3 protein-coding genes and 1 pseudogene are annotated in these 3470 nt (G+C 43.2%); 2 read left to right on the top strand and 2 right to left on the bottom strand.

Annotated features, from left to right (window positions below):
* Positions 1–183: pseudogene (locus V7D75_RS13970) on the top strand (sodium-dependent transporter); the annotation flags it as partial.
* A 149-nt stretch (positions 184–332) separates the two neighbouring features.
* On the opposite strand, the gene tgt reads toward V7D75_RS13970, so the two are convergent.
* Positions 333–1484, bottom strand: coding sequence for a tRNA guanosine(34) transglycosylase Tgt (gene tgt / locus V7D75_RS13975; RefSeq protein WP_333615048.1), 1152 nt, complete (start codon positions 1482–1484; stop codon positions 333–335).
* A gap of 284 nt (positions 1485–1768) precedes the next feature.
* On the opposite strand from tgt, the gene V7D75_RS13980 reads away from it, so the two are divergent.
* Positions 1769–2479, top strand: a complete 711-nt coding sequence (locus V7D75_RS13980) for an SOUL family heme-binding protein (protein WP_333615049.1) — start codon at positions 1769–1771, stop codon at positions 2477–2479.
* A gap of 82 nt (positions 2480–2561) precedes the next feature.
* Here the strand turns inward: V7D75_RS13980 and asd are convergent.
* The coding region (gene asd, locus V7D75_RS13985) for an aspartate-semialdehyde dehydrogenase (protein ID WP_333615050.1) at positions 2562–3470 on the bottom strand (909 nt) is incomplete at its 5' end.

Genomic DNA, 3470 nt, shown 5'->3' on the forward strand with positions numbered 1-3470 from the left:
AAATTCATGTTACCTTTAACCGGTCTTGCCGCGATTATCTTTGTCGGTTGGAAAATGGATCAGCGTAGCATTCAGCAAGAGCTTGGATTGTCTAATGGTACCTGGCAATTATGGCAAATCATTGCTAAATTCGTCGCGCCGATTGCTGTACTGATTGTTTTTGTGACCACTTTGATGAGCTAATAGATTAACTATGATTAATACGAGCTTTTATTCTAGGCAGTATTGATTATTAGCTAGTAAAAAGGGCTTAAGATTAATCTTAAGCCCTTTTGCATTTTAACGCCTTTCGCTTAAAGCAGCTTACGCAGATAAAATAACTCTAAAAATGGTTAACGTAAATTGAGTTCAGGAACGCTTTGTCCGCGTTTACTATAAAACTCATTTACAAACTCATCAAATTTATCTTGCTCGATAGCGTCTCTGATACCTTGCATCAAACGCTGATAGTAACGTAGGTTATGAATGGTCGCCAATTGCGCTCCTAGCATCTCTTTACATTTATTCAGATGTGATAAGTAAGCACGACTAAAGTTTTGGCAGGTATAGCAGTCACATTCAGGGTCTAATGGCCCTTCATCGGTGCGATATTGGCTATTACGTATGCGTATGATGCCGGCGTTCTCAGCGTCACCAGTGACAAAGTAATGACCATTACGGGCGTTGCGAGTCGGCATCACGCAATCGAACATATCGACGCCGCGGCGTACGCCTTCAACAAGGTCTTCAGGCTTACCAACGCCCATTAAATAGCGCGGCTTGTTAGCTGGCATATCATCAGCAATATAATCTAGGACGTCTATCATCTCTTCTTTTGGTTCGCCAACCGACAAACCGCCGATGGCATAACCATCAAAGCCAATCTCAAGCAGGCCTTCGAGCGATTGCTGACGCAAATCGGCATACATACTGCCTTGGATAATGCCAAATAAAGCATTGGTACTGCCAAGCTTCTTATGCTCATCGACACAGCGCTGGCCCCAGCGTAATGATAATTCTAAAGATTTTTTGGCTTCTTCATGAGTGGCAGGATAGGGCGTGCACTCATCGAACTGCATCACGATGTCTGAGTTTAAGCTATATTGAATTTGCATTGATTTTTCTGGCGATAAAAATACTTTTGCGCCATCAATAGGCGACTTAAAAGTCACGCCTTCTTCGGTGATTTTACGCATTGCTCCAAGGCTGAATACTTGGAAACCACCCGAATCGGTAAGAATTGGCTTATCCCAATGCATGAATTTATGCAGACCACCAAATTTATCAATGATATCAGTGCCCGGACGCAGCCATAAATGGAAGGTATTGCCCAAGATAATATCGGCGCCAATCGCTTCGATATCACGTGGCAGCATGCCTTTTACGGTACCATAAGTACCCACTGGCATAAAAGCAGGCGTTTGCACATCGCCATGATTGAGATGAACCGTACCACGGCGTGCGCGCGTGATACCGCTGGCCGTTTTGTGTAAGACAAATTGCATAAGATAACCGCTATTTAAGCTATGAAAATGGCGCTAATTATAACATTGTTAAGCATTTTTTTGGACATCGATATTTAAGCGACTGACAATTCATTTAGAGAAGTAGAGCGTTTATAAAATAGCCTAAGCATGCTAATAATTGAACGGGTCATTAATCGTTTATTAATTGGCATGCTATAACCAAAAAACACAGACATTCTTGCCAAGTCATTGCTAAAGTAGAAGAGTGGCTACTATAAATTAAATAAATGTTAAGTGCTAAATTTATATAGTGGAGAGATAATATGGCCAAAACACGCTATTTGTCATCGATTCGCTTACTATTGAATAACCACCTATCAAATAAAGCCCTATCAAATGGACTGTTATTAACGAGCGCATTATTACTATCAGGAGCAGCTATGGCAACCGAAGAGCCAAAATATACTGTACTAAAACAGGATAAAGACTTTGAGCTGCGTCGTTACGATGAGCAATTAATAGCACAGACTTGGGTAACGGGCGACCAAGATGCCGCCAGCCGTGCAGGATTTAAGGTCTTAGCAGATTATATCTTTGGCAATAATAGCGCCGCAAATGGCGAGAGTCGTAAAATTAGCATGACTGCGCCAGTAACAATGCAACCTGAAACTAAAAAAGGGAGTGGTAAGTCACAAAAAATTGCCATGACTGCGCCAGTCAGCATTCAACAAACTGAAGATAAATGGCGCGTGCAATTTACCATGCCAAGCCAATATACGCTGCAAACGCTGCCAAAACCTAATAATCCGAACATCGAAATTGTAGAAGTTCCAGCGCAAACTTATGGCGTTATTAAATTTTCAGGCTTGGCGGGTACTGAAAAGGTCGCGGCAAAAACTAAAGAGCTACAATCTTGGATGCAAGCGCAAAATTTAACCATCACAGGTAAGCCTGAGCTGGCGCGTTATAATCCACCTTGGACGCTGCCGTTTCTGCGCCGCAATGAAATAATGATTGCTTATAAGCCTAAATGATTCATTTTTGAAAAAATAACGCCAAAAATGATGCCAAAAATAGACAGCAAGCGCTGTCTTTTTTATTGGCGATTAAATAAGATTAGCTATTTTGCTCACGGATGATATTCAGCATACGGCGTAATGGCTCTGCTGCGCCCCATAATAGCTGGTCGCCAACAGTGAACGCACCCAAATATTCAGGGCCCATATTGAGCTTGCGTAGGCGTCCTAGCGCCACTGTTAAAGTACCAGTTACTGCTACCGGTGTTAAGCGATTTATAGCAGCTTCTTTGGTATCTTCAACCACATCTAACCACTGATTACCGCTGTTTTTCAATGCTGCTTCGATTTCTTCTAGCGGGATGTCTTTTTTAAGTTTAATCGTTAAGCCTTGAGCGTGACAACGCATAGCGCCAACGCGGACACACATACCGTCAATGGCAATTTTATCGGCTTCAGAATTGCCAAGGATTTTATTGGTTTCAACGCCACCTTTCCATTCTTCGCGCGATTGTTTGTTTTCAAGCTGCGAATCGATATAAGGAATCAAACTGCCTGCTAGTGGCACGCCAAAGTATTGCTTAGGAAAGTCGTCTGAGCGCTGCGTCTGGGCGATTTTTTTATCAATCTCAAGAATAGCGCTGGCAGGGTCGGCAAGCTCATCTTTGACAGCGTCACGGAGTACGCCCATGCCTTCGATTAACTCGCGCATGTTGTTGGCGCCAGAGCCACTTGCTGCTTGATAAGTCATGGCGCTGACCCATTCAACCCAGCCTTTATTAAACAGCTCACCGATTGCCATCAGCATCAGTGACACGGTACAGTTACCACCGATGAAGTCTTTTTTGCCATTTGCCAGTGCCTTATCAATCACATTGCGGTTAACAGGATCAAGAATGATGATGCTGTCGTCTTCCATACGTAAGGTGCTTGCTGCATCAATCCAGTAACCAGTCCAACCGCTATCACGTAGGGGCTGATGTACCTTTGAGGTATAATCGCCGCCTTG

The sequence above is a fragment of the Psychrobacter sp. genome, from assembly GCF_036731945.1.
In the GTDB taxonomy this organism is placed as follows: Bacteria; Pseudomonadota; Gammaproteobacteria; order Pseudomonadales; family Moraxellaceae; genus Psychrobacter.